Below are 24,388 nucleotides of genomic sequence, written 5' to 3'. Positions count from 1 at the left end.
AAATGAAGCATTTGAATAAAGCAACAGCTCTTGCGCTACTTATGTCTTTGTCAGGTACTGTATACACTACGGCTGCAGTAGCTGCTCCAGACTATGCCAAGATTGAAGAACGTAAAAAAGCCAAAACCAAAATCATGGGTGAGCGTACAGGTAAAAAAGTGGTTAAAGCTTTTGACTTGTACAATGAAGATAAAATCGACGAGGCAATTGCTGAGTTGAAAGAGCTTGACCCATCAAATGATTTTGATAAAGCGACGGTAAACCGTTACTTAGGTAATATGTACGCGCAAAAAGAGCGATACGATGATGCGATAAAATATATTCGCTCAGCTATCGCTCCAGACGCTCTTAACTTTAAAGATCAAGCTGACTTATATAAGTTACTTGGTGACTTGCTAATTGGAACTAATAAGTACCAAGAAGCGATTAAAACGTACAACGATTGGATGGACTTCACAGGTGAAGAAGATCCGAAAGTATACGCTCGAATCGCTCAAGCTTATTACGAGCTTAAGCAATACAGCAAAGTTATTGAGCCTGCTGATAAAGCGATTAAGTTAGATGCTGAACCAAACAAGCAATACCATATGCTTAAAATTGGTTCATTCTTTGAGCTTAAAAAGTACAAAGACGCAGTAAAAGTTGCTGAAATATTAGTGAAGTTGTTCCCGGAAGAACCAAAAATGTGGACTCAACTTGGCTCTTTCTACATGCAAACTGAAGATTATTCTGAAGGTTTGACTGTAATGGAAATAGCATACCGTAAGGGCTATTTCGAGAAAGAGAACCACTATAAGATTCTGAGCAGCTACTATTCGTTGAACGACATTCCGTACAAAGCTGCAGTTGTTTTTGAAAAAGCACTGAAGGACGGAAAAGTTGAACGAACTAAGCAAAATGTGACTGCAACAGCGAGTTACTACCACCAAGCTAAGCATTTAGTCGATGCGGCTAAATACTATGAAGAAGCTGCTAAATTTGATAACGATGCAGAGCTTTATAGAAAGGCTGGTAGTTTATTGTTGACGGGGCAAAAGTTTAGTGCTGCGGTAGAACGTTTGAATAAGGCGTTAGAACTTGGTACAGATAAAGAAGGTAATACATACACTGATTTAGCTGAAGCTTACTTATATCAGGAAAAATATAAGCAAGCGTATCAAGCAATCGTTAAAGCACAAGAAGATCCAAGAACACGCAAATTTGCACGTGGTTGGGCAACGTTTATTAAAGACAAAGCTCAACGCAAAGGCGTTAAGATCTAACAAAAAGGCCCCGAAAGGGGCTTTTTTATTACCTATAGTATTTTCAAAATATGCAAGTTTACCATTCAAAAATATGTCAGTTTTTATTTGGCATTGCAGCCCTGGTGTACCTAGTTGGGTGCGATAAGGCGTCTGCGCCAGTGACAATAAGCTATCAATCTGCGCAGCAGACAATGCAAGAGATCAATCAAGCACTTATGCCTAAACAGGCAGATAGCCCTTTTACTATTTTGCCTTTTACGGATGACTACCTAGATAGAAGACACATGATTTATCAAACGCTAGATGATCAAGTGCTGGATAAAGGGCAGCTAGACGAACTTAACTACTTAAAAATTCAAGAACGATATCCAGAGCGGTATATCATGTGGCCAGCGAGCGTAAATGTTTTAAAAAATGCGCTATTACATGGTTTAAATGATGACGACATAGATAATTGGCTTTTGAATGTTATAGCTAAGCTAGAAGAAGCCAAAGAGAGCAAAATATATTTGTCTCGCATCGAACTCTCTCGGTTAAATGAGTATTTGGCAAAGCAAGCGAAGGGCAGTGAGTTAGTATCATATTTAGACACATATAAGCCTAGAAGTGGTATTGGTCTTTATCAGTTGCCAAATGGTAAGGAGTGGTATCAGAGCAAACTAAATTTTTATTACACCGAGGCGGTATCGCCTAGTAATTTGCTTGCACAAGTGCAGCACCAATTAGCTGACAAGTTCATTAATTCTCGAGAATACGCAGAACACTTAACAGAAGAAAACTCAAATTATGCGCTTGGGATGATTAAAACCCGTTGCCAAGAGCTAAAGCCAGGTCTTAACTGGTTAGATGACTACGTAAACTTACCTGCCACTGTCGCTAATTGCCAGTTTACTTTAACAAAGCAAGAGCAGGCACTATTACTTGCTCTGATGGAAGTTGATTTGGGTATTCATTATCAAGGTTGGTCTTTAAAGCAAGCTACCGTAACGCTGCAATCAAGGTTAAAGCTGACAGAGCAACAAGCATATTCGCTAATCGAAGGGGTTGCCTTACATCCCGCCAGCGTAATAACCTTTTTACCAAAGATTTAAGTTTGGTGACTTTTTTCGCTGCAATTGTGGCATCGCTGTATTGTAGGGTCGGCAGTTAAGTCTTTAATGTCCAACTGTGTTTCGCAGTCACAGCAGTAGCCAAATTGACCTATGTCGATTTGGCAAAGCGCTGCTTCTAACTTTAATAGTCTCTGAAAATCAGGATATTGCTGGGGATTTATATGCTTTGCCGCGATATCCAACCACTCGGATGGCAAACTTTGCTCTAACAACTCAGCAAGCTCGCCAGAAAATTTTTGGCTAGATTGTTTCAACTCGTTTAATAGTGCTTGCCTAACTGTAAGTAGTTCGCACTCCAATCGGTCTTGAAAGTTTCTTGTTTGTTCTGAATTCATAGTCGCTCTCCTGTGAGCTTCTATTATCATCAGCTTTATAAATCGTTATCATGATTTGAATCAAGACTCGGACACTTTGCGTATTTCTCAAGCACAGTAATCACATCATCTTTATATTTGAGGGTTTTTATTTCATCAAATAAAAGGTGGGCTTGTGGGTATTGGCGTTTTAGATAGCCTAACCATTGTTTAGTACGCGCTGAAAAATACTTTTCACTGACGCTCGGGTCTTGGTGCATAGAAGAGTGCAAAATATGGTATATCACATTTTCCCAGCTAAGCGCTTGGTGATGATTGTTAAGGAATTTTGCCTTTATTTTTGCGGCTAGGTCCGGCATAGCAAGCGCACCACGACCAATCATTAAATCTTGGCAACCGCTTCTTTGTTGGCATACAAAGGCATCTTCAACTTGCCAGATTTCTCCGTTAGCGATGACAGGAATACGAAGGCGAGCGAGCAGTGGAGGGATTTTTTCCCAATAGGCTGGGGGTTTGTAACCATCTCGTTTAGTTCTAGCATGTATGGCTAAACTTGACGCTCCAGCGCTTTGTACCGCATCCACGATTTCAGTACTGTTGCTATCATCATCAAAGCCTAAACGAATTTTAGCGCTAACAACATGCTCTTGCGGCACCGCTTCTCTCACAGCTTTAATTATTTGATAAATTTGCTCAGGTTCTTTTAGCAAAACCGCACCACCTTTACTTTTGTTGACGGTTTTTGCGGGGCAGCCGAAATTTAAATCAACCCCATGAGAGCCTAGCATCACTGCTTTTCTCGCATTGGCGGCAAGCACGTGCGGCACCTGACCGAGTAGTTGAATTCTAACGGGGGTTCCTGAACGTGTTTTTCCTTTATTAAGCAGCTCGGGGCAATACCTAGTGAAAACTCGCCTTGGCAAAGTTAAATCTACAACACGAATAAATTCAGTCACACATAGGTCAAAGCCACCAATGTCAGTGAGCAATTGGCGCATTTTAAAGTCTACAACGCCTTCCATTGGGGCTAATACAAGTTTCATACTGCTTAATAGTTAGTGCAAAGGGCGGCCATTTTAAACGAGCAACAAACAATTGCTAAGTGTAAATTTGCTTTTTTTAGCTTTTTGATGAAATATTTTTAGTTCACGTGAGGTCTTGTACAAAGAATCATTTATTTTAAAAAGAGAACCAGTTATGAATACAATCAAAAAGAATTCTATTGCTCTAACGCTTGGCGCTGTTGTTATTGGTACAGCTGGATTAACTGCGACAGAAGCCAGTGCAAACCCTTTTGCATTCGAAGCTATGACTGCTGGATACCAGTTAGACGGAGCTGAAGGTAAATGTGGTGGCGAGCACAAAGGTAAAAAAGAAGGTAAGTGCGGCGAAGGCAAATGTGGCGGCGAGCACAAAGGCAAAAAAGAAGGTAAGTGCGGCGAAGGCAAATGTGGCGGCGAGCACAAAGGCAAAAAAGAAGGTAAGTGTGGCGAAGGCAAATGTGGCGGCGAGCACAAAGGCAAAAAAGAAGGTAAGTGCGGCGAAGGCAAATGTGGCGGCGAGCACAAAGGTAAAAAAGAAGGTAAGTGCGGCGAAGGCAAATGTGGCGGCGAGCACAAAGCTAAAAAAGAAGGTAAGTGCGGTGAAGGCAAATGTGGTGGCGACAAAAAAGCTAAAAAAGAAGGTAAATGTGGTTCTCACTAATCGCCTAGTAGTATGACAAATAGAGCAACCTCGGTTGCTCTTATTTTTGAGGTAAAAATGCAAACGAGTAAACTTGGTCGTGTTGGTTTAGGTTTTAGACGTGAGATGCTAGATGACTTTCTAATAGCGCCACCACACATTGCCCAATTTTTTGAGGTAGCACCAGAGAACTGGCTTAAAATGGGGGGGAAGTATGGACGCCAATTTAAACAACTCACTGAACAGTACGCCTTTATCTGCCATGGGTTATCCCTTTCTTTGGGCTCTCCTGCGCCATTAGATGTGGCATTTATAAAGTCATTAAAGGCATTCTTTAAAGAACATAATATTTTACTTTACAGTGAACACCTCAGTTATTGCTCTGGTGAGGGGCACATGTATGACCTAATGCCAATTCCGTTTACCGAGGAGGCAGTAACGCATGTTGCACGCAGAATAAGCCAAGTTCAGGATATTTTAGAACGACGTATAGCCGTAGAGAACGTATCTTACTATGCAGCTCCTGGTCAGGAAATGTCGGAACAAGCGTTTACCTTAGCTGTTTTAGAGCAAGCTGATTGCGATCTACTTTTAGATGTAAATAACATTTATGTAAACAGCATTAACCACGGTTATGATGCCGAAGCGTTTTTAAAAGCGATGCCATCAGAGCGTATTGCCTACGGACATGTTGCAGGCCATTATGAAGAAGCAGAAGACTTGTTAGTTGACACGCATGGCGCGCCAGTGTGTGACCCGGTTTGGCAATTGCTAGAAAAGGCCTATCACTATCATGGTGTTTTTCCAACGCTGCTAGAAAGAGACTTTAATATCCCCTGTATGACTGATTTAGAAAATGAGCTGCAGCATATTGAAGGCATACAAAAGCAACATCATCAGCATAAAAAAGGGGTTGCCTAATGTCTTTTAGTGACGTGCAAAATACGTTTATGGCTCACATTAGAGATCCACAAAACGTGGTTGCTCCAAGCGATATAGAAGACCGACGTCTTAGCATTTATCGAGAGTTGTTTTTTAATAACATTGAAGGGTTTGTGTCTTCGGCATTTCCCGTATTAAAAAGTTTGTATGATGAAGCCGATTGGCTGCTTATAGTGCGTCAATTTTTTAGCAATCATCATTGCAAAACGCCTTACTTTTTAGAAATAAGCCAAGAATTTTTACAATTTTTACAGTTGGAATATGAACTAACCCCTTCAGATCCGTGCTTTATGTTGGAGCTGGCGCATTATGAATGGGTTGAGCTAGATGTTGCGGTATGCCAAAGCTGCGATGATTATGTACTAGTTGAAGATTTGAGCACGCAACCACTATTTTTTAAAGACACAGCGCGAAACCTTAGCTATCAGTTTCCTGTACATCAAATAAGTCCAGAGTTTTTCCCTACCCAGCCAAGCGAACAGCCACACTATTTTGTTGTGTACAGAGATACCGCAGAGGAAGTGGCGTTTTTGTCTTCTAACCCGATGACGGCAATGCTACTGCAGATTATTGAACAAAGCCCCGGTATATTTTTTGCTGATTTAACTGCCCAAATACATCATCAGTTACCGCAATTTGAGCTTGCTCAATTACAAGCTGGAGCCAAACAAACCCTTGCAGCCTTTGTGGAGTTAGGTATTGTTGCGAGTAAAAATAGCGAATAGGGCTTTATCCATTTAGGCATATCGATTATTATGTGCGCCGTTTTGTCGTGCTTAAATTAAGGTAGTATTATGTCTAAAGGTGAATTTAAAGACCCGTTCAATGCAACATATTTTATTGCATTTCTTGCTGTATTTGCTGGCATTGGGTGTTTAAACGCGATTCTTGGCTGGGCAACAGCGCTAGCATAACAAGAATAGAAAAGGCTGCATTTGCGGCCTTTTTTGTACGTTTATAAAGCACTTCAATCGAGTTTAGTCGAGAATCCCGCCTCATAGCGTTCCATGTTTGGTCAATCTTGTTATAATCATTTTTTTGAAAATTTATTTAACAAAGCGTGCCAAAATGACACAAGTTAATTCGTCTATGATTAAAGACAGTATTGTTACTATTCCAAACTACCCTAAGCCGGGTATTATGTTTCGTGATGTAACAACGCTAATGGCAAACCCTGCGGCGTTTCAAGCGACGGTAGATAGTTTTGTCGCAGCATACAAAGACAAAGGTTTTACGAAAATTATTGGTACTGAGTCTCGAGGCTTTATTTTCGGTGCTCCGTTATCGTATGCCTTAGGTATTCCTTTTATTCCTGTACGCAAGCCTGGTAAGTTACCGCGTGAAGTTATTTCGCAAAGTTATCAACTTGAGTATGGCGAAGACATTTTAGAACTACATGCAGATGCGATTGTTGAAGGCGACCAAGTGTTACTAGTAGATGACTTACTCGCAACAGGTGGCACGATTGAAGCAACAGCTAAACTGGTTGCACGCCTTGGCGGTAATGCAACAGATGCCGCATTTGTTGTATCGTTACCAGAACTTGGTGGTGAAAAGCGCGTTGCCGACATGGGCATTAAGGTGCTTAAACTCGTAGAGTTCGAAGGCGAATAAGATGAGCTATCAAGTCCTAGCTAGAAAGTGGCGTCCACAAACTTTTCATCAGTTAGTAGGGCAGCAACACGTTAAACAAGCGCTTGTTAATGCGCTTAACGAACAAAGGCTGCATCACGCTTACTTATTTACTGGGACTCGGGGCGTTGGTAAAACTACCATCGCCCGTATTTTTGCTAAAAGTCTTAATTGCGATCAAGGGATAACCTCAAACCCTTGTGGTACGTGCAGTAGTTGCCAAGATATCGAAGCGGGCAAGTTTATTGACTTGATTGAAATTGATGCCGCATCGCGTACCAAAGTAGAAGATACTCGTGAAATTTTAGATAACGTGCAATACGCTCCAACGCGAGGTCGTTACAAAGTGTACCTCATAGATGAAGTGCATATGTTATCTAAACACAGTTTTAACGCATTGCTTAAAACACTTGAAGAACCCCCTCTGCACGTTAAGTTTTTATTAGCCACCACAGATCCACAAAAGTTACCTGTTACCATTTTATCTCGCTGTTTGCAGTTTAATCTTAATGCCATGTCTCAGCATGACATTATTGGTCAGTTAGCTGATATTTTGCCCAAAGAGCAGGTGAAATTTGAAGAGCCAGCATTGCAAGCGTTGGCCAAAGCCGCTGATGGCAGTATGCGTGATGCACTTAGTTTAACCGATCAGGCAATCGCGCAAACCAATGGTGATTTAACCTTAGTTGCGGTACAGCAAATGCTTGGCTTAATGGACAACGCACATGCTGTTACATTGCTCTCGGCTGTAATCTGTCAGGATTCGCAAACATTGCTGCAAGCGGTTGATAATATCGCCAAGCAAAATGGCAACTTTGTCAGTGTGCTAGATGACTTGATAGCGCTGACACACGCCATGCAATTGGCTCAGTTAGTACCTCAAGCAGCAAGACTTAGTGATTTTGACCCGCAAGATGTTACTGTACTTGCTCAGCAAAATGGTCCAGAAAAAGTGCAGCTTTATTATCAGCTGTTACTCAATGGCAAACGCGATTTACAGTGGGCACCTGAACAAAAACTGGGTTTTGAAATGCTGATGCTGCGTTTACTGGCATTTGAAAAAACCAACATACAAAGTGCGCCTGCCCAAGCAAGCTATACAGAAGAGCCCAAAGCAAATCGAGTGGGTAATTTACGTGCGTTGCTGAATAAGTCTAATGAAGCACAAGTGCAACAAGCTGCTGTAACACCGCCAGTACAACAGTTTGCCCAGCCAACGGCACCTCAAGATAGCCTTGATAGTCAGCCAACAGTAAACGATACGCCTGTAGAACAGACAACGCATGAACCGTTGAGTAATACAGTTGACCAAAGCGAACATTACCAAACCGACCACGATGTCGATATGTACCAAGGCGAGCAAGCGCAACATCAAGACTATGCAGCGCAGTATGAGCAAGTAATGGCGCAAGCCAGTGATCTTGGTTTTTCACCTGATGACCAAGCACAGGTTAATGCGGTAGATGCGCAAGCGCCGGCTGAGCACCAAACACCACAACCCGAGGCTATATCTAGCAATATTGCAGATAAAGAGCAGCAAGCTCAGTCAGCCATTGCGCGGATTTTACAAAATAGACAAATATCGGGCGCGGGAAAGCTACGTCAAGGGCAAGGTGATGAGGTAAAAAAGCCTCAGGCGCACCGAGCGCCAACAAACCAAACGACAACGGCAGCGCCTAAAAAGAAAGTTGCCTTTAAAGAGCGACATAAGCCCAATGAGGCAAACCTTGCACCAGAGCTGTTAGAGCAAATAGCGCCGCCAACCAGCAACAAATCGGTTGAGTCACAAGAGCCTAGCATTCCTGTGCCAGATGATTTTAGTAGCCCGATCAGCGATATTAAGTTTGCCCATCAGCAAGACGAATGGGCTCACTTAATTAAGCGTATGGGGCTAGGTGGTAGAATGCGCCAATTTGCACTGCATTCTATTTTTACCAAAGACGGACACACGTTTAATTTAGAAGTGGATCAAAGCCAACAGCACTTAGATAGCCCAATGCTTAGGCAAAAGTTGACGGCATCGCTCAGTGAAATATATAGCTACGAAGTGCAGTTACAGGTGAGCTTTGCCCCAGGAGTGATAGACTCACCTTATTTAATCCAACAAAAAATTGATGCCAACCGTTACCAACAAGCTGTTGATGTGATAAACAGCGACCCAAATATTGTGCAGTTTGTCCAAGAATTTGATGCAGCGGTCGATGAAAATACAGTACAGGCATTGTAATCAAGTACAATAGCCCTTATCTTTTAGCCCAATTGAATTGATGTAAGAGAGCATATTATGTTTAAAGGTGGAATGGGTAACATGATGAAGCAAGCGCAGCAAATGCAAGAGCGCATGCAAAAAGCCCAAGAAGACATTAAAAACTTAGAAGTAACTGGCGAAGCTGGTGCAGGCCTTGTAAAAGTGACCATGCTAGGTAGCCACAATGTGCGTCGTGTTGAAATTGACGAAAGCCTAATGGAAGACGACAAAGACATGATTGAAGACTTACTAGCCGCAGCATGTAACGATGCAGTACGCCGCGTAGCAGAAGAGTCTGAAAAGAAAATGGCAGCCATCACAGGCGGTATGCAACTACCACCTGGCTTCAAAATGCCGTTCTAACTTAGAATCCTATAAAAGTAGCGCCTCTAGGCGCTATTTTTTTATCTGAAGTATAGGGATACCAAATAGATACCAAACGCTAGTAATAAAAAAGTCCAAATTATTTCATTTGGGCGTTGCGTCTGTACTCAATATTTACTATTAAAGCAACGCTAAATTGGTGGCAACTTTATTTATCTCATCACGGCTTTCATTAATCCACTTTCCATAGATGATGTGGATCATACTCCAATCAGCATGCCCCATTTGTTTGGCTAGCCATACGTGATTAACCTCAGCTTTTAGCATACGACTTGCATATATATGTCTTAGTTGATACGGAGGTTGATGTGTCAACTTGGCTTTCTTTAACCCACGTCAGAATGACAGTTTGCATTGTACATATTAAGTTCCAAAATTACGTGATGTTATTAGTAAGACGGATGTGCAGTGCAAAAAAGAATCGGTTAAGGAATATTTTTGAGTTAGCAAAAATTACAGCGCCAATATCTGTGTTTTATTTCATGCTCTGTAACAATATAGCCGTGTTTAGGGCAGTGGAAAGCCAAATGATAGCAGGGTTCAATTTATTGTGTATATTTGACTGGTAAAGTTAGAAAGAATACGGCTTTCAACCTATGAATTTTATTAACTGATTGTTTTTTTATGTCGTTTTTTGGGCTTTTTATCGTAAACGGTGTTGACGTGCGGAATTTATTTTGCGATTTTAATACCGCTCACTTAAGGGCAAATATAATAAAAAGGAAATATTTATGAGACTTCAACTAAAAAAACAAAAGCTTAAAAAACTAAATAATCAAGAAGCTTTAATCATCGATATGAAAGCGACAAAGCAGGTAGGCGGTGGCGCTAATACTCTTACAGGTTGTGCTGGACTTACATGCGTAAAGCATATGTAATTTGAGTATACGGAGCGTCCTATTGATTAGGGCGCTTTATAGTTTTACATGCATTTCATCATTTTCATTTCTCCTTTGAACTCACTTCTCTTTTCAGTTGTAATTATTTTTGAAACATTGCTTTTTATAGCGGCCAATCATCGGTGTACTGACGAGCATTGTTATGCTACTTTGCAAAGCAATGTCATCCATATATATTGCTGACAAAAGTTAGCTAAATTTGAATAAATCTTATGCAATTATCACCTAGTTTAACGGCGCTTATTGAAGCGCTGCGTTGTTTACCAGGAATAGGCCCAAAGTCAGCGCAACGGATCGCATTTCATTTGCTAGAGCGTGACCGAGACGGTGGTACACAGCTTGGTACCTGTTTGACAAAAGCCATGCAAGTTATTGGTCATTGTGAGTCGTGCCGAACGTTTTCAGAAAGCCCGCAATGTGATATTTGCCAAAGTATTAAACGCCAAGACAGCCGTTTGTTATGTATTGTAGAATCGCCCACTGATGTATTGGCGATTGAGCAAACTGGTCAGTATCAAGGGCTATACTTTGTGCTAATGGGACATTTGTCGCCCATCGATGGTATAGGCCCAAAAGAGATTGGTTTAGATTTACTGGAGCAAAAGCTATCACAAGGCAATATCGATGAAGTGATCTTAGCGACCAATCCAACGGTTGAAGGTGAAGCAACCGCTCACTTTATTGGCGAACTTTGTAATAAATATCAGGTTGAAGCTTCTCGAATAGCACATGGTATGCCAGTGGGTGGAGAATTGGACTTGGTTGATGGCATGACGTTGATGCATGCATTTTCGGGCAGACGTTCTTTAGGTCATAATCGCTGAAATAGTGTAAAAAGGGGTAAGCCCTCATCTATTATCTAACTAATACTGACCAAGTTGTACCTAAGTTAGTGTGCCATTTGGCAAAGCCAACGTCACATAGCTCAATGTTGGTTGAGCTATGTGAATAGTATGTGAGCAGCTAAAAGTGCTTGTAACACAATGATTTAAGAAATCAGAAATAAAAATTTTAGTCATTTCCCTTGAAGTTAAAAATCTCCACCCCATATCTGATTGCATATTAACACTGCATCAATTGGTTATACCGGAGAGAACAATGACCGCAGCTCAAAAAGAAACATTAGGCTTTCAAACAGAAGTCAAACAATTATTAAACCTAATGATCCATTCTTTGTACTCAAACAAAGAGATCTTTTTACGCGAACTGGTGTCAAACGCATCTGACGCAGCAGATAAACTACGCTTTTTAGCATTATCAAATGGTGATTTATACGAAGGCGACGCGGAGCTTCGCGTCCGTGTTAGCGTAGATAAAGACGCCAACACCATTACTATTTCTGATAATGGTATTGGTATGACGCGTGATGAAGTGATCAGCTCATTAGGTACTATCGCTAAATCTGGCACTGCAGAGTTTTTCCAAAACCTAACTGGCGACCAAGCTAAAGATTCACAATTGATAGGCCAATTTGGTGTTGGTTTCTATTCAGCGTTTATTGTAGCTGACGCTGTAACGGTAGTTACACGCAAGGCTGGTGAGAAAACAGCAGTAGAATGGCACTCAAAAGGTGAAGGCGAATATACTTTAGCAGAAGTTGCAAAAGAGGGTCGTGGTACCGATATTATTCTTCACCTTCGTGAAGATGAAAAAGAATTCTTAGATGACTTTAGACTACGCGGCATTGTAACTAAGTACTCTGATCACATTTCAATTCCTGTAGAGATGTATAAAGAACCAGTACCTGAGTCAGAAGGTCCGGACGGCGAAAAGATTGAAGGCAAACCAGGCGAGTGGGAAGCAATTAACCGCGCAACTGCGCTTTGGACCCGTGATAAGTCTGAAATCAGCGAAGAAGAATACAAAGAGTTTTACAAGCATGTAGGTCATGATTGGGAAGAGCCGCTAAGTTGGGCACACAATAAAGTAGAGGGTAAAACTGAATACACTAGCCTACTTTATATCCCTAAAAAAGCGCCATTCGATATGTGGAATCGTGAGCGTCAAAGTGGCTTAAAGCTATACGTGCAACGTGTATTTATCATGGATGACGCTGAGCAATTTATGCCAAGCTACCTGCGTTTTGTAAAAGGTCTTTTAGACTCAAACGATTTACCACTGAATGTATCTCGTGAAATCTTACAAGATAACAAGATCACGCAAGCGATTCGCAAAGGCTGTACATCACGCGTACTTAAAATGCTTGAGCGTATGGGCAAAAACAAGCCGGAAGAATATCAAACTTTCTGGAATGAGTTTGGTCAAGTTATCAAAGAAGGTCCTGCAGAAGATATGGCTAACAAAGAAGCCATTGCTAAGCTACTGCGCTTTAGCTCAACGCACACAGATCAAAGCACGCAAGATGTGTCTTTAGAGCAGTACATTGAGCGTATGAAAGAAGGCCAAGATAAGATCTATTACGTGGTTGCAGACAGCTTTGAAGCGGCGAAAAGCTCACCGCATTTAGAGATCTTCCGCAAGAAAGGCATTGAGGTGTTACTCCTATCTGATCGTGTAGACGAGTGGATGATGAGCCACCTAACTGAATTTGAAGAGAAACAATTCCAGTCAATTACACGTGGTGATTTAGACTTGGGCGATTTGGAAGATGAAGAGACCAAAAAAGCACAAGAAGAAAGCGAGAAAGAAGTTGAGGGCTTAGTAGAGCGCGTTAAAACTGCACTAGGCGATAAAGTGAAAGAAGTACGCTTTACGCACCGTCTAACTGATTCTCCAGCCTGTGTGGTTGCCGATGAGCACGATATGAGCTCACAGATGCAAAAGCTAATGGAGTCAGTAGGTCAAGCGGTTCCTGAGCAAAAGCCAGTATTTGAGCTAAACCCTGAGCACCAGCTTGTTAAGCACTTAAATGTTGAGCAAGACGAAGACAAGTTTGCACAGTGGTCAGAAGTATTACTAGACCAAGCGCTCCTAGCAGAACGTGGTAGCCTTAAAGACCCTGCAGGTTTTGTGACTCGCTTGAACAAATTGATGCTTGATTTAAGCAAGTAATCGATATTTGCAACTTAAAAAGGGGCTATAGGCCCCTTTTTTGCGTTTATATGACTATTAAGCTCAGCAATTAGTATAAGTCGCTTGAGAATCTTGGACGCATGTGAAAAAATTTAGACAATTTCAAATAAACTCCGATACGAGGAACATAATTATGCGCATTATCCTTTTAGGCGCGCCGGGTGCAGGTAAAGGCACTCAAGCACAGTTTTTAATGGACAAATACGGTATTCCACAAATTTCGACTGGCGACATGTTGCGCGCAGCGATCAAAGAAGGTACACCATTAGGCCTAGAAGCGAAGAAAGTGATGGATGCTGGTCAGTTGGTTTCTGATGAAATTATCATTGGCTTAGTGAAAGAGCGCATTGCTAAAGAAGACTGCGCAAAAGGTTTCCTTTTAGATGGTTTCCCTCGTACTATCCCACAAGCGGACGCAATGAAAGACAATGGTATTAGCATTGATCACGTAATTGAGTTTGATGTTGCTGACGAAATCATTGTTGAGCGTATGGGCGGTCGTCGTGTACACCCAGGCTCTGGTCGTGTATACCACGTTGTATACAACCCACCTAAGGTTGAAGGTAAAGACGACGTTACAGGTGAAGACTTAATCATTCGTGATGACGATGTTGAAGAAACAGTACGTAAGCGTTTAGGTATTTACCACGACCAAACCAAGCCTTTGGTATCTTACTACCAAGCAGAAGCTGACGCCGGCAACACCAAGTACCATAAGCTAGATGGCACACAAGCGGTTGACGCAGTTAGTCAACAATTAGCTGAGCTATTAGGCTAATTTAATGTTATTACTGAGTATGCATTCAACACTGTGCATACTCAGGCTTCATCTGTGTATTCTCTATCTAAAGCTTAGTAACACGCAGTTACAAAATTAACGACTCCACTCTTTTCTTTCACGCTAGTATATATCTGTTTGTTTAACTCAAATGGAGAATAATAATGAAAACAAAATCATTGAGTGCATTGCTTGGTTGTGCACTATTGGCAAGTTCAGCAGCTTATGCTGATATATATGATGATGCGGTCGCAAATTCTGCACGCTCGAAAAAAGACCGAACCGTAGATGAAAGGCGTAAACCAGAACAGGTAATGCGCTTTTTTGAGATTCAACCGAGCATGAAAGTACTTGATGTATTTGCTGGTGGTGGTTATTACTCGGAATTGATGAGTTATGTGGTAGGTGAGCGTGGCCACGTTACCATGTATAACAATCAACCATGGCAGCAATTTGTGAAAAAGGCAGTGGATGAGCGTTTGAAAGACAACCGTCTGCAAAATGTGTCAACATTAATTGTTAAGCCAGAAGAACTAGCAGGGGTAAAAGAACAATTTGATGCAGCGATTTTTGTGCTTGGTATGCATGATTTGTATTATGAAGACTCAGAAAATGGTTGGCCAAAAATAGATAGAGCGAAGTTTTTGCAAGGGATCTATAGCAAACTTAAATCAGGCGCTGTATTTGGTGTGATTGATGCTAATGCTAAAACAGGTGTTGATAACGCTGTAATTGGTAAAACGATTCACCGCGTAGACCCCGCGGCTGTAATTAAAGATATAAAGGCAGTGGGCTTTGTACTTGAAGCGCAAGGGGAGTTTTTAGGTAACGCGAAAGATGATTTAACGACTTCAGTATTCTTACCTGAAAATAGATATAACACAGACAGAAGTGTATTAAAGTTCCGCAAGCCATAACAAAAACGTTAATGGTATTGGTTAGGAGACCCTGACCTTCGTCAGGGTGACAAAATTGCACATTCTTGAGCACCAATTCGTAACTGCCGGGACGCTCACCATGGTGAACACTGCTTGTTAATGTACACGCTACTTGTCATTCTGAGCTTGTTTCAGAATCTCATAACAGCTAATGATTAAAGTGACTTTAGCTTTTCAATCACGCTGTCGTAATTAGGCTCTGTAGCGAGGTTCTCGACGACTTGCTTATAAACCACTTTATGTGTTTTATCTAGTATCAAGACAGCTCTGCTTAGTAAGCCCATGTCTTTGATATATAAGCCATAATTTTTACCAAAATCATGCCATACAGAATCTGAAAGTGTTTGTATTTTGTCAATGTTTTCTGCTTGGCAAAAGCGCTTTTGCGCAAATGGTAGGTCTGCGCTAATTGTTAACATCACGATGTCTTTAAATTCATCGGCCACTTTCTCGTTAAAGTGTTTAGTTTGTAAGCTACATATGCCAGTATCTAGGCTTGGCACAACACTGATCAAAACAGCTTTATCTTTAAAACTGTCGAGGGTAACAGGTACAAATGAGCCATCAACTACTTTAAAGTTAGGTGCTTGTTGTCCAAGCTCAATACCACTTCCTAATAGAGTTACGGGTTTTCCATTGGCACTCACTTTACCCATATCAATTTGGTTCTCGGGTAAATCTATTGCTAATATTGAATTGGAAATGAGCGCAGCGGCAAGAATTATTACTTTGTTCATAAGCTAAGACCTTAGTCAGTTATCGTAATCTATCAGAGTGTATTATACTGTTAGCTGTGAACCAAGTTTGCGGTAGGAATAACGTTGTAAATCAATAGTTATTTGATTAACATTAGCCGTAAAAATAGCCGATATTTTATTATCGTACATTAATAATAACAAATGCAACCATTTTATAACATTTTCGGTGTAGTGGTTAGTCAACGTAAGAGAGCTTTTATGTCAACATTGGTTTTAATATGTGATGACTCGAAACTAGCGCGCCGACAACTCGCGCGTTCGTTGCCCAATGACTGGGATATAAAAGTTGAATTTGCAGAGCATGGCATTGACTGTTTGGAAAAAATCAAAAAGTTCTCTCCTGAAATCCTGTTTCTTGATCTCAACATGCCACAAATGGATGGCTATGGCGTACTCGAAGCAATTCGTGATCAGGGCCTAAATGTGCTCACTGTAGTTGTTTCTGGTGACATTCAGCCTAACGCCCATCAACGTGTTATCGAATTGGGCGCAATAGACTTTATTCGCAAGCCTTGTGACGCGGATAAATTAGTTGAAATCATTGAGCATCATGGTATTCGCGATAGATCAATCAGAGAAAGCTTAGTACATAAATTAGGTGAGCAGTTAGAACCAGAGATCCGTGATATTTACCAAGAGTTAACCAACGTAGCGATGGGGCAAGCAGGGGACCTTTTGGCTAGGCTACTCAATGTGTTTGTTGAGTTACCAATTCCAAATGTTAACGTACTGGAAGTAAGTGAGCTACATATGGCCTTGCAAGCGATCGACGCCAGTGCCAGTACTTCGGGCGTATGCCAAGGGTTTATTGGTGGAGGAGTGTCGGGAGAGGCACTGCTGCTACTAAATGATTCAAGTTTTAAAGAAGTTGCTTCGTTGATGAATTATCACGGTGAACTCAATGATAAAATTGAGCTAGAGCTTCTTATGGACATAAGTAATATATTAATTGGGGCAATTTTAACGGGTCTTTCTAGGCAGTTAGATATGTCTTTCAGTCAAGGTCACCCTGTTGTACTTGGTCAGCACTGTGATGTTTCAGACTTAGTAAAAGCAAATAAAAGTAGATGGCAGCGCACTTTGGCCATCGAAATAAGTTATGGCATTGAAAACCACAACATTAATTGTGACTTAATGCTTTTATTTACCGAAGATTCATTAAAAACTTTAAAATACAAAGTTGCTTACCTTTTAGAAGATTAACACTATGCCTGCTGCTGATTTTGAGATGAATGAAATACACTGGTTAATGGATATGTTCAATACCGTTGATATAGGCTTAGTGGTGTTGGATAGGGAATATCGCGTGTGTGTTTGGAATGGTTTTATGGAAAACCATTCAGGATTACTGCCAAGTGCAGTAAAAGACAAAGATATTTTTGATATTTTCCCAAGTATTGACGAACAGTGGTTTCGCTCTAAAACAGAGTCGGTGTTTGTACTAAAAAATCGTTCTTTTACGATCTGGGAACAACAGCCATATATTTTTCGCTTTAAAAATTACCGACCTATTACTGGTAAAGCCGATTACATGTATCAAAACTCTACGATTATCCCTTTATCTACGGTAACGGGTGATGTTGGTCATATTTGTATAATCATTTATGACGTGACAGACGAAGCAATGAATAAAGTAGAATTGGAAAAAGCAAACCATGAGTTGGAGAGAATTAGCCGCACAGATAGCCTGACCCAGTTAGCTAACCGCGGTTATTGGGAAGCTGGGCTGCGAAATGAATTCTTGCGCCTTAAACGAAATAATGGCTGTAGCTCTTTATTGATGTTTGACATTGACCATTTTAAAAATGTAAATGATGAATATGGACACAGTGGCGGGGACGAAGCTATTAGGCATATCTCAGACTTACTCAAAAAAACGTTGCGTGAAACGGATACCGCGGGGCGATATGGTGGAGAGGAGTTTGCGGTAACTTTAGTGGATACAGATGCTGAAGGGGCAAAAGTTTTTGCTGAAAGGCTGCGCAGTTTAATTGAGAAGTCATCGATTTTTTATGATGAACAGCAAATTAAAATAACAGTGAGCGTTGGCTTTGCTACATACAGCGAGAAATTTACTAAACATGAACAGTGGATTGAAGCGGCTGACATGGCGTTGTATCATTCAAAAGCAACTGGCAGAAACCAAGTTACCGAATATACGCCTAAACTGAAAAAAGACTCAGCTAATAATGGATGAGCAAACTAAGCAACACTGCTGATTTTGTGTTACTTAGTTTGTTGTTTAACTTTAATCGTCACTATCATCTAGTGGGCATTTGGCAATAACTTGCCTTTCGCCGTTGTCATCTAATTGCTCTAACCTCACGTCAAACCCCCAAAGTCGGTACAAGTGTTTTAAAACTTCATCTTTAGAGTCGGCTAAAGGGATGTTGTTATGTGGAACATACTTCAAAGTGAGTGAACGATCACCCCTAACATCAACATCATAAATTTGTATATTAGGTTCATTATTGCTTAAATTATATTGCGCTGATAACGAAGATCTTACCTTCTGATAGCCTTCATCATTGTGGATAGCACCTACTTCTAAGTGAGGACTTTTGTGATTATCGATAATAGTAAACAACTTAAAATCACGAATGAGTTTTGGAGATAAAAACTGACTGATAAAACTTTCATCTTTAAAATTTTCCATCGCAAAATGTAAAGTATCTAGCCAATCACTCCCAGCAAACTCAGGAAACCATGCTTTATCTTCGTCAGTCGGATTTTCGCAGATGCGTCTGATGTCAACCATCATATTGAAGCCAAGTGCATAAGGGTTAATACCAGAGTAAAATTTACTGTTGTAGGGGGGTTGATAAACAACATTAGTGTGGCTTTGCAAGAACTCTAACATGAAGGCATCTGATAATTTACCTTCATCGTAAAGATGGTTTAAAATCGTGTAGTGCCAAAATGTTGCCCACCCCTCATTCATGACCTGCGTTTGTCTTTGTGGATAAAAATATTGTGAGATCTTTCTGACAATACGGATCACCTCACGCTGCCAAGACTCCAGTAACGGTGCATTTTTTTCTATAAAGTACAGGATATTTTCCTGAGGCTCGCTTGGAAAGCGAACCTTTTTCATCTGTTCTTCTTGTTGATTACTAGGAATAGTTCTCCATAGCTCATTTACTTGTGATTGCAGATAGTCTTCTCGCTCTTTTTGCCTCTTTTGTTCTTCGTACAATGAAATTTGCTGAGGGCGCTTATAACGGTCAACACCATAATTCATCAGCGCGTGACATGAATCCAAAAGATTCTCAACTTCGTCAATACCATGTTTTTCTTCACATTGGGCAATATAGTTTTTAGCAAATACTAAATAATCAATAATCGAAGATGCATCGGTCCAGGTTTTAAATAGGTAGTTGCCTTTAAAAAAAGAGTTATGGCCGTAGCATGCATGCGCCATAACAAGCGCTTGCATAGGCAAAGTATTTTCTTCCATTAAATAGGCAATACACGGATCAGAATTGATAACAATCTCATATGCTAATCCCATTTGCCCACGTTTATAATTTTGCTCCGTAGAAATAAACTTTTTGCCAAACGACCAGTGGCTATATCCTATTGGCATACCCACACTCGAGTACGCATCCATCATCTGTTCTGCGGTGATTACTTCGATTTGGTTAGGGTAGGTATCTAGCCTGTAATGCTCAGCAACGCGAGCAATTTCTGCTTGATATTCATTAAGCAGATCGAAGGTCCAATCAGGCCCATCATTCATTGGGTTATAACTCATAAGCTCCCTCCAATGTGGCTAAGCCGCGCCTTGTTGTTGACGATTCTTTTTGAACAGCTCTCTAAAGATCGGGTAGATATCTTCAACCGTGCGGATATGTTGCATGGCAAAGTTGTCGTGCGTGTTCGCGATTGCTTGATATTCACGCCACAGGCTTTGATGTGCACGAGTAGTGATCTCTATATAAGCATAATACCTAACGGCTTTAAGCAGTTTTTTCGTCATGATCTCAGTACAGTGTGGAGAGTCATCAGCCCAATTATCACCATCAGATGCTTGTGCGGCATAGATATTCCAATCCCCCTGAGAATAGCGTTCCTTAACAATTTCATCCATCAGCTTAAGCGCACTAGATACAATGGTTCCCCCTGTTTCTTGCGAATAGAAAAATTCTTGTTCATCAACCTCTTTCGCTTGGGTGTGGTGCCTAATGTAAACCACTTCAATATCTTTGTATGTTCTGGTTAGAAATTGATATAGCAAAATGTAAAAACGTTTAGCCATATCTTTTGTAGCTTGATCCATTGAACCTGACACATCCATCAAACAAAACATTACAGCTTTGCTCGTTGGGTGAGGACGCTTTTCGTAATTCCTAAACCTAAGATCATAATTATCAATAAATGGAACGGCTGCAATTTTTTGCTTCAACTGTGCTATTTCAGCTTCTAACTCGGTAATTTTTTGTTGAGGAGGAACGGGCTCTTCCAGTAAAGCAGTCAGCTCTTCTTCTGCTTCGGCAAGCCGTCTGCGTTTACTAGCAGACATAGCAACTCTGCGAGCTAAGGAGCCCCTTAACGAGCGAACAATGTCTAAATTACTCGGCATACCATCATTACAAAAGCCAGCACGATGTGTTTTCATTTGCACGAGTTTATCTAGCTGGCTCTGTTGAAGATTAGGCAGTTCCAAGTCTTCAAACAAAAGGTCTAAATATTCGTCTTTTGATATTGAGAATACAAAATCATCTTCGCCTTCGCCTTGATCGCTGGCATCTCCAGGTCCTGAGCCACCCCCTTGACCAGAAGGAGGGCGTTGAATTTTATCCCCCGTACTAAACTGGTCATTGCCAGGGTGGATCATTTCACGATCCCCCCCTTTACCTTGATGAAATATTGGCTCGCTAATATCTCGTTGAGGGATTGAAATACTCTCTCCACTGCTAGTGTCGGTTACGCTGCGCTTATTAATCGCATCAGAAACAGCTTCTTTAATCTGCTTCTTGTAACGTCTAATAAAGCGTTGTCGGTTCAGCGTACTCTTATTTTTACCGTTCAGGCGACGGTCTATAAAATGCGCCATAAATCACCCTCTCAGTTTCTAATCGTATTACTGTGACTTGCGAACTCTTAGATACCATTCAGAGAGTAATCTAACTTGTTTCTGCGTATAACCCTTCTCAACCATGCGATTAACAAAATCCTCATGCTTTTTCTGATCCTCAGCGGAGGTTTTAGCATTGAAAGAAATAACCGGCAGTAATTCTTCTGTGTTAGAGAACATTTTCTTCTCAATGACGGTACGCAATTTCTCATAGCTAGTCCAAACCGGATTTTGACCATTATGGTGAGCTCTTGCTCTTAGCACAAAGTTCACAATTTCATTTCTGAAATCTTTAGGATTTGAAATTCCTGCTGGTTTTTCAATTTTTTCAAGCTCTGCGTTTAAAGCAGCTCTGTCAAATAGCTGACCTGTGTCTGGATCTCTGTACTCTTGGTCTTGGATCCAGAAATCGGCATAGGTTACATATCGGTCAAAAATGTTTTGGCCATATTCAGAATACGATTCAAGATATGCTGTTTGAAGCTCTTTACCAATAAATTCTACATACTGAGGAATTAAGTAACCTTTTAAATGACTGAGATAGCGCTCTTGTACTTCGGCGCTAAATTGCTCGCGCTCAATCTGCTGCTCCAGCACATAGAATAAATGAACCGGGTTGGCTGCAACTTCAGCATGATCGAAGTTAAACACGCGAGATAAGATTTTAAAGGCAAAACGGGTTGATAGCCCTGTCATACCCTCATCGACACCCGCATAGTCTCGGTACTCTTGGTATGATTTCGCTTTTGGATCTGTATCTTTTAAACTTTCGCCATCGTATACGCGCATTTTTGAGTAAATACTTGAATTTTCAGGCTCTTTTAGACGTGACAAGGCAACAAATTTAGCAAGTGTTTCGAGTGTGCCAGGGGCACAAGGAGCAACAGCTAATTCACTGTTTTCAATGAGCTTATTATAAATTTTAACTTCTTCAGATACCCTCAAACAATAAGGTACTTTAACAATGTAAACACGGTCTAAGAATGCTTCATTGTTTTTGTTATTTTTAAAGGTTTGCCATTCAGATTCATTGGAGTGCGCCAAAATCATGCCATTGAAGGGGAGGGCGGATATGCCCTCTGTGCCGTTATAGTTCCCTTCTTGAGTGGCTGTGAGCAATGGATGTAGTACCTTGATAGGTGCTTTAAACATCTCAACAAACTCCATCAAACCTTGGTTAGCTAAACATAGTGCACCCGAGTATGAGTAGGCATCAGGGTCATTTTGTGCAAAATGCTCCAATTTTCTAATATCCACTTTACCTACTAAAGCAGAAATATCTTGGTTATTTTCATCCCCAGGCTCGGTTTTAGCTATCGCAACTTGGTCTAAAATAGAAGGGTAACGCTTTACCACTTTAAACTTACTAATGTCACCATTAAACTCATGTAATCGTTTGGTTGCCCATGGAGACATAACCGTTTTTAAATAGCGTGGTTTGATCCCATATTCTTTCTCAAGTAATTCTGCATCTTCAATTGGATTAAAAAGAGAAAGAGGGTGATCGTTAACGGGAGAGCCTTTGATAGAATAAATAGGGACTTGCTGCATTAAATATTTTAGTTTTTCAGCAATAGAAGATTTACCGCCGCCTACAGGACCTAGCAAATACAGTACTTGTTTGCATTCTTCTAATCCTTGAGCGGCATGTTTTAGATAAGAGACGATTTGTTCAATCGCATCTTCCATACCATAAAATTCGTTAAAGGCAGGATATCGGGCAATAACGCGGTTAGAAAAAAGCCGACTTAAACGCGCATCACTCGCCGTGTCTATCATTTCGGGCTCGCCTATGGCCATTAATAGGCGCTCTGGAGCACTCGCATAGGCCGATTTATCTTCTTTACAAATCTCAAGAAACTCGGCGATACTGTACTCTTCTTCTTGTGCTGCTTCATACCTGGCTTGGTAGTGTTCAAATATCGTCATAACGACCTCCAGTAACCTGCTTACTCAAAAAAGCTGATTTGTCTACAAAGGAAAAAGGTTACTTTAAGCTTAGTCTTGATATCTAAAATTTGCCTAAAAATTCCAAACATTTAATGCATTTGGACAAAAAAAGAGTGGAAATAAAAAAGGCACCTAAAGTGCCTTTTTTTGCAATAGTTTTATCGCTTGAATGGGGTTGCTTTGTTAAGCAAGGTTGCTGTTTGCAAATTCCCAGTTAACTAATGCCCAGAAACCTTTTAAGTAATCAGGGCGAACGTTGCGATAGTCGATATAGTATGCGTGTTCCCAAAGGTCAACCGTAAGAATTGGCGTAACACCTGCATCTGTAAGCGGTGTAGCCGCATTTGATGTATTTACGATATCTAAAGATCCATCAGCAAGTTGTACTAACCAAGTCCAGCTAGAACCGAAGTTGTTTACAGCTTTGTCGTTGAATGCTTCTTGGAAAGCTGCAAATGAGCCCCATTTAGCATTGATAAGTTCTGCAACTTTGCCTGTTGGCTCACCACCACCATTTGGTGAAAGGCTGTGCCAGTAAAAAGTGTGGTTCCAGATTTGAGCAGCGTTATTGAATACACCACCTTCTGAGCTACATACGACTTCTTCTAAAGTTTTGTTAGCAAACTCAGTACCTTCAACTAAACCATTTAGTTTAACAACATATGTGTTGTGGTGCTTGCCGTGGTGAAACTCTAAGGTTTCTTTAGAAATATGTGGCTCAAGTGCATCGATTGCATAAGGTAGTGACGGTAGTTCAAATGCCATTTTAATCTCCATTTTGTTGTGTGAATGCCAAATAAGAGTATCAAACATTGCGCACTTAACCAGTGCTGTTCTATACGAATTGGCATTATAGTGATACTATAATTCCCGAGTATTTTACTCAAGTTTTGGCAAACAGCAATGGCGTTGCCTTAATACTAATTGTAAATATGGTCTTAATGGTGATATTTCAAGCACACATTGTTATCACAGACCAAATGCTATCGTCACTTTGAGGTTAAAGATGGAAACCATTGATAAAATTAAACAGCAAATTTCTGAAAACCCGATTCTTCTTTATATGAAAGGCTCTCCTAAATTGCCTAACTGTGGTTTTTCATCACAAGCATCACAAGCACTAATGGCATGTGGTGAGCAATTTGCTTACGTTGATATTTTACTTAATCCTGATATTCGTGCCGAGCTACCTCATTACGCAAATTGGCCAACGTTTCCTCAATTGTGGGTTGAAGGTGAGCTGATTGGCGGATGCGATATCATTATCGAGATGTTTCAGCGCGGTGAATTACAGCCTTTGATCCAAGAAACAGCAGCAAAATATAAAACAGAAGAGTCTGACTCAGCTGAGTAAATAGCCTTTCTGGATAAATATAATTTTTAGCCCAACCAAGAG

24 protein-coding genes are annotated in these 24,388 nt (G+C 40.8%); 16 read left to right on the top strand and 8 right to left on the bottom strand.

The annotated features are described in order from the left end of the window. Positions 1-2 precede the first annotated feature (2 nt). On the top strand, positions 3-1,262 hold the full coding sequence (locus tag HG263_RS03580) for a tetratricopeptide repeat protein (protein ID WP_171624688.1): 1,260 nt from the start codon (positions 3-5) through the stop codon (positions 1,260-1,262). Between the two features lie 140 nt (positions 1,263-1,402). Next, complete coding sequence (locus HG263_RS03575) at positions 1,403-2,335, top strand: hypothetical protein (protein ID WP_171624687.1); 933 nt, start codon at positions 1,403-1,405, stop codon at positions 2,333-2,335. Here HG263_RS03575 and HG263_RS03570 read toward each other — a convergent pair. After that, entirely contained in the window at positions 2,332-2,691 is a 360-nt protein-coding gene (locus HG263_RS03570) for a conjugal transfer protein TraR (protein ID WP_171624686.1), read from the bottom strand. The genes HG263_RS03575 and HG263_RS03570 overlap by 4 nt on opposite strands. 35 nt (positions 2,692-2,726) lie before the next feature. Continuing rightward, the gene (locus HG263_RS03565) at positions 2,727-3,713 is read right to left on the bottom strand and encodes a tRNA-dihydrouridine synthase (RefSeq protein WP_171624685.1); all 987 of its coding nucleotides are present in this window, start codon (positions 3,711-3,713) and stop codon (positions 2,727-2,729) included. 154 nt (positions 3,714-3,867) lie between these two features. Here HG263_RS03565 and HG263_RS03560 point away from each other — a divergent pair, with 154 nt between their 5' ends. The 6 genes from HG263_RS03560 (at position 3,868) to HG263_RS03535 (ending at position 9,538) form a co-directional block, all read left to right on the top strand. After that, positions 3,868-4,374 (top strand): HvfA family oxazolone/thioamide-modified RiPP metallophore, encoded by a 507-nt coding sequence (locus HG263_RS03560; RefSeq protein WP_171624684.1) that lies wholly within the window; start codon positions 3,868-3,870, stop codon positions 4,372-4,374. Between the two features lie 57 nt (positions 4,375-4,431). After that, on the top strand, positions 4,432-5,274 hold the full coding sequence (locus tag HG263_RS03555) for an HvfB family MNIO-type RiPP peptide maturase (protein ID WP_171624683.1): 843 nt from the start codon (positions 4,432-4,434) through the stop codon (positions 5,272-5,274). Then, on the top strand, positions 5,274-6,020 hold the full coding sequence (locus tag HG263_RS03550; protein ID WP_171624682.1) for an HvfC family RiPP maturation protein: 747 nt from the start codon (positions 5,274-5,276) through the stop codon (positions 6,018-6,020). Before HG263_RS03555 ends, HG263_RS03550 begins: the two co-directional genes overlap by 1 nt. 343 nt (positions 6,021-6,363) lie before the next feature. Further along, positions 6,364-6,909, top strand: coding sequence for an adenine phosphoribosyltransferase (apt, locus tag HG263_RS03545; protein WP_171624681.1), 546 nt, complete (start codon positions 6,364-6,366; stop codon positions 6,907-6,909). 1 nt (position 6,910) lies between these two features. Beyond that, complete coding sequence (gene dnaX, locus HG263_RS03540; RefSeq protein ID WP_171624680.1) at positions 6,911-9,154, top strand: DNA polymerase III subunit gamma/tau; 2,244 nt, start codon at positions 6,911-6,913, stop codon at positions 9,152-9,154. Positions 9,155-9,211: 57 nt separating this feature from the next. Further along, complete coding sequence (locus tag HG263_RS03535; protein WP_105168635.1) at positions 9,212-9,538, top strand: YbaB/EbfC family nucleoid-associated protein; 327 nt, start codon at positions 9,212-9,214, stop codon at positions 9,536-9,538. Positions 9,539-9,679: 141 nt separating this feature from the next. On the opposite strand, the gene HG263_RS03530 is transcribed toward HG263_RS03535, so the two are convergent. Beyond that, a complete protein-coding gene (locus tag HG263_RS03530; protein ID WP_171624679.1) occupies positions 9,680-9,874 on the bottom strand; it encodes a site-specific integrase in 195 nt (64 codons plus the stop codon). Positions 9,875-10,290: 416 nt separating this feature from the next. Here HG263_RS03530 and HG263_RS03525 point away from each other — a divergent pair, with 416 nt between their 5' ends. The 5 genes from HG263_RS03525 (at position 10,291) to HG263_RS03505 (ending at position 15,186) form a co-directional block, all read left to right on the top strand. Further along, positions 10,291-10,437: a hypothetical protein gene (locus HG263_RS03525; RefSeq protein ID WP_171624678.1), complete on the top strand. Its 147-nt coding sequence runs from the start codon at positions 10,291-10,293 to the stop codon at positions 10,435-10,437. A gap of 233 nt (positions 10,438-10,670) precedes the next feature. Then, positions 10,671-11,282: a recombination mediator RecR gene (gene recR, locus HG263_RS03520; protein WP_171624677.1), complete on the top strand. Its 612-nt coding sequence runs from the start codon at positions 10,671-10,673 to the stop codon at positions 11,280-11,282. Positions 11,283-11,556: 274 nt separating this feature from the next. Continuing rightward, complete coding sequence (gene htpG / locus HG263_RS03515; RefSeq protein ID WP_171624676.1) at positions 11,557-13,470, top strand: molecular chaperone HtpG; 1,914 nt, start codon at positions 11,557-11,559, stop codon at positions 13,468-13,470. 154 nt (positions 13,471-13,624) lie between these two features. After that, entirely contained in the window at positions 13,625-14,269 is a 645-nt protein-coding gene (gene adk / locus HG263_RS03510; protein WP_171624675.1) for an adenylate kinase, read from the top strand. A 164-nt stretch (positions 14,270-14,433) separates the two neighbouring features. After that, entirely contained in the window at positions 14,434-15,186 is a 753-nt protein-coding gene (locus HG263_RS03505) for a class I SAM-dependent methyltransferase (protein ID WP_171624674.1), read from the top strand. Positions 15,187-15,362: 176 nt separating this feature from the next. Here HG263_RS03505 and tpx read toward each other — a convergent pair whose 3' ends face one another. After that, positions 15,363-15,944, bottom strand: a complete 582-nt coding sequence (gene tpx, locus HG263_RS03500) for a thiol peroxidase (protein WP_171624673.1) — start codon at positions 15,942-15,944, stop codon at positions 15,363-15,365. A gap of 219 nt (positions 15,945-16,163) precedes the next feature. Between tpx and HG263_RS03495 the strand changes: the two genes are divergently transcribed. Next, on the top strand, positions 16,164-17,168 hold the full coding sequence (locus HG263_RS03495) for a response regulator (protein ID WP_171624672.1): 1,005 nt from the start codon (positions 16,164-16,166) through the stop codon (positions 17,166-17,168). A 4-nt stretch (positions 17,169-17,172) separates the two neighbouring features. After that, positions 17,173-18,162, top strand: a complete 990-nt coding sequence (locus HG263_RS03490) for a GGDEF domain-containing protein (protein ID WP_171624671.1) — start codon at positions 17,173-17,175, stop codon at positions 18,160-18,162. Between the two features lie 51 nt (positions 18,163-18,213). Here HG263_RS03490 and HG263_RS03485 read toward each other — a convergent pair whose 3' ends face one another. The 4 genes from HG263_RS03485 to HG263_RS03470 all read right to left on the bottom strand — a co-directional run bounded on the left by HG263_RS03485 (position 18,214) and on the right by HG263_RS03470 (position 23,757). Beyond that, positions 18,214-19,719, bottom strand: a complete 1,506-nt coding sequence (locus HG263_RS03485) for a SpoVR family protein (RefSeq protein ID WP_171624670.1) — start codon at positions 19,717-19,719, stop codon at positions 18,214-18,216. 18 nt (positions 19,720-19,737) lie between these two features. Then, positions 19,738-21,021 (bottom strand): YeaH/YhbH family protein, encoded by a 1,284-nt coding sequence (locus HG263_RS03480; protein WP_171624669.1) that lies wholly within the window; start codon positions 21,019-21,021, stop codon positions 19,738-19,740. Between the two features lie 27 nt (positions 21,022-21,048). Continuing rightward, positions 21,049-22,971: a PrkA family serine protein kinase gene (locus HG263_RS03475; protein ID WP_171624668.1), complete on the bottom strand. Its 1,923-nt coding sequence runs from the start codon at positions 22,969-22,971 to the stop codon at positions 21,049-21,051. 204 nt (positions 22,972-23,175) lie between these two features. Beyond that, the gene (locus HG263_RS03470) at positions 23,176-23,757 is read right to left on the bottom strand and encodes a Fe-Mn family superoxide dismutase (RefSeq protein WP_171624667.1); all 582 of its coding nucleotides are present in this window, start codon (positions 23,755-23,757) and stop codon (positions 23,176-23,178) included. A gap of 241 nt (positions 23,758-23,998) precedes the next feature. Here HG263_RS03470 and HG263_RS03465 point away from each other — a divergent pair, with 241 nt between their 5' ends. Beyond that, on the top strand, positions 23,999-24,346 hold the full coding sequence (locus HG263_RS03465; protein ID WP_171624666.1) for a Grx4 family monothiol glutaredoxin: 348 nt from the start codon (positions 23,999-24,001) through the stop codon (positions 24,344-24,346). Positions 24,347-24,388 lie beyond the last annotated feature (42 nt).

The sequence above is a fragment of the Pseudoalteromonas caenipelagi genome, assembly GCF_013140855.1.
GTDB classification, from domain to species: domain Bacteria; phylum Pseudomonadota; class Gammaproteobacteria; order Enterobacterales; family Alteromonadaceae; genus Pseudoalteromonas; species Pseudoalteromonas caenipelagi.
This window is presented reverse-complemented; position numbering and strand designations above follow the sequence as displayed.

Coding starts and splice junctions, on each gene's coding strand:
- HG263_RS03580 (WP_171624688.1), top strand. CDS start 3: ATGAAGCATTTGAATAAAGCAACAGCTCTTGCGCTACTTATGTCTTTG.
- HG263_RS03570 (WP_171624686.1), bottom strand. CDS start 2,691: ATGAATTCAGAACAAACAAGAAACTTTCAAGACCGATTGGAGTGCGAA.
- HG263_RS03565 (WP_171624685.1), bottom strand. CDS start 3,713: ATGAAACTTGTATTAGCCCCAATGGAAGGCGTTGTAGACTTTAAAATG.
- HG263_RS03560 (WP_171624684.1), top strand. CDS start 3,868: ATGAATACAATCAAAAAGAATTCTATTGCTCTAACGCTTGGCGCTGTT.
- HG263_RS03555 (WP_171624683.1), top strand. CDS start 4,432: ATGCAAACGAGTAAACTTGGTCGTGTTGGTTTAGGTTTTAGACGTGAG.
- HG263_RS03550 (WP_171624682.1), top strand. CDS start 5,274: ATGTCTTTTAGTGACGTGCAAAATACGTTTATGGCTCACATTAGAGAT.
- apt (WP_171624681.1), top strand. CDS start 6,364: ATGACACAAGTTAATTCGTCTATGATTAAAGACAGTATTGTTACTATT.
- dnaX (WP_171624680.1), top strand. CDS start 6,911: ATGAGCTATCAAGTCCTAGCTAGAAAGTGGCGTCCACAAACTTTTCAT.
- HG263_RS03535 (WP_105168635.1), top strand. CDS start 9,212: ATGTTTAAAGGTGGAATGGGTAACATGATGAAGCAAGCGCAGCAAATG.
- HG263_RS03525 (WP_171624678.1), top strand. CDS start 10,291: ATGAGACTTCAACTAAAAAAACAAAAGCTTAAAAAACTAAATAATCAA.
- recR (WP_171624677.1), top strand. CDS start 10,671: ATGCAATTATCACCTAGTTTAACGGCGCTTATTGAAGCGCTGCGTTGT.
- htpG (WP_171624676.1), top strand. CDS start 11,557: ATGACCGCAGCTCAAAAAGAAACATTAGGCTTTCAAACAGAAGTCAAA.
- adk (WP_171624675.1), top strand. CDS start 13,625: ATGCGCATTATCCTTTTAGGCGCGCCGGGTGCAGGTAAAGGCACTCAA.
- HG263_RS03505 (WP_171624674.1), top strand. CDS start 14,434: ATGAAAACAAAATCATTGAGTGCATTGCTTGGTTGTGCACTATTGGCA.
- tpx (WP_171624673.1), bottom strand. CDS start 15,944: ATGAACAAAGTAATAATTCTTGCCGCTGCGCTCATTTCCAATTCAATA.
- HG263_RS03495 (WP_171624672.1), top strand. CDS start 16,164: ATGTCAACATTGGTTTTAATATGTGATGACTCGAAACTAGCGCGCCGA.
- HG263_RS03490 (WP_171624671.1), top strand. CDS start 17,173: ATGCCTGCTGCTGATTTTGAGATGAATGAAATACACTGGTTAATGGAT.
- HG263_RS03485 (WP_171624670.1), bottom strand. CDS start 19,719: ATGAGTTATAACCCAATGAATGATGGGCCTGATTGGACCTTCGATCTG.
- HG263_RS03480 (WP_171624669.1), bottom strand. CDS start 21,021: ATGGCGCATTTTATAGACCGTCGCCTGAACGGTAAAAATAAGAGTACG.
- HG263_RS03475 (WP_171624668.1), bottom strand. CDS start 22,971: ATGACGATATTTGAACACTACCAAGCCAGGTATGAAGCAGCACAAGAA.
- HG263_RS03470 (WP_171624667.1), bottom strand. CDS start 23,757: ATGGCATTTGAACTACCGTCACTACCTTATGCAATCGATGCACTTGAG.
- HG263_RS03465 (WP_171624666.1), top strand. CDS start 23,999: ATGGAAACCATTGATAAAATTAAACAGCAAATTTCTGAAAACCCGATT.